2 protein-coding genes are annotated in these 1,470 nt (G+C 39.2%); both read left to right on the forward strand.

All coding sequences use genetic code 11. The annotated features are described in order from the left end of the window. The first annotated feature begins 249 nt into the window (after positions 1 to 249). Positions 250 to 729 (forward strand): YehS family protein, encoded by a 480-nt coding sequence (locus DZ54_RS0116410; RefSeq protein WP_025675265.1) that lies wholly within the window; start codon positions 250 to 252, stop codon positions 727 to 729. A gap of 94 nt (positions 730 to 823) precedes the next feature. Continuing rightward, complete coding sequence (locus DZ54_RS0116415) at positions 824 to 1,306, forward strand: hypothetical protein (protein ID WP_025675266.1); 483 nt, start codon at positions 824 to 826, stop codon at positions 1,304 to 1,306. Positions 1,307 to 1,470 lie beyond the last annotated feature (164 nt).

Here is a 1,470-nt window from a genome sequence, read left to right on the forward strand (position 1 = left end):
TAGCTTAACGCGAAAAACACGAGCGGTATCATCTTACCAATAGTATAGATTTATGGTTTGACTGCTGATTTATCACGCAGTTTGGATCTCGTGGTATCGAGGAGGTAGGATAAGGCTCAGTAAAGCTTTATGTGATGAATTGCCTTAAATTGACGCAATTGATAGGGAATAGGCGGTAAATCTGATATGATCCAATCCTTCCAGTTTTCACGTTGATAGCACTGGATTTACCTAAGACTAGGAACTATTTTGACCAGTAATGATATTTTACGCCGTGTACGCTATACATTTGATTTAAAAGATAATGTAACCACTGAGATCTTCGCTTTAGCCGATCATACAGTGACCAATGATCAAGTCAGCCGTTGGCTGAAAAAAGAAGACGATGAATCCTTTGTTAAACTTAGTGATACAGAATTAGCGATATTTCTGAACGGGTTTATTAATTTTAAACGTGGTAAACGAGACGGTGAACAGCCTAAGCCAGAAACAAGGTTGAGTAATAATGTCGTCTTTCAAAAGTTGCGCATTGCTTTGAACTTAAAAGCGGAAGATATTTTAGATATTCTGCAACTTGCTGATTTTCGTTTAAGTAAGCATGAGCTCAGTGCCTTTTTCCGTAAGCCGGATAATAAACACTATAAAGAGTGTAAAGATCAAGTGCTGAGAAACTTCTTATCAGGCCTCCAGCGTCAGTTACGACCCAATAGTGACGAATCCGAGTTGTAAAAAACCAATCTACTGTTAAATGGCATCCTCATCTGCGAGTTGATAGTATGAGGGTGACCATCTCTAATAAAAACGTAGCAAAAGGGATTTTAGTGTGAAAAGTGACTGTATTCTATTTTTAACATTAGCGGCAATGCTGCCATGTTTTGGTGCTTTTGCTGCAGATTTACCCATTAAAAAGCAGAACGTGTCGGGCGAATGGACGTGCTCGTTCACCATGCAAGGTGATAAAGTTTACAAGGAACAATGGACATTAAAAGATAACAAGGCATTTTCACTGCAAGGGCGTGTTGAATATTTCCTTAGCGAAAAGAATGCGCACTTTTCATATGATGCGACAGGTGAATGGGAATTAATCAACGAGACAATTAAGTTGGTTTATAATCCTTTTGAGTTTCAGAGCAACGATAGCTTTAGTCAAGATTATATCGCTGATATTGAAACCGTATACATTACCCCAGCATTCAATGGCACCCGCCGGTTCCAATACGATGTCGAAAAGTTATCAACGTCGAGCATGCAAATCGGCGATGACTACGATAGCTGGCAATGTAAAAGAAACAAACGTGCGGGTTAAGCCCTGAGGAATCCCCTGATGATTTAGATAAAAATCATCAATTTAAGGTAGATGCACACCTTGTCATATGATCAAATGGTTTCGCCAAAATCAATAATCAGACAACAARGATGTGCGAACTCAATATCTTACATGACTCTCTCTACCAATTCTGCCCTGAACTG

Origin of the sequence: Salinivibrio socompensis S35, assembly GCF_000513715.1 — a bacterium.
In the GTDB taxonomy this organism is placed as follows: Bacteria; Pseudomonadota; Gammaproteobacteria; order Enterobacterales; family Vibrionaceae; genus Salinivibrio; species Salinivibrio socompensis.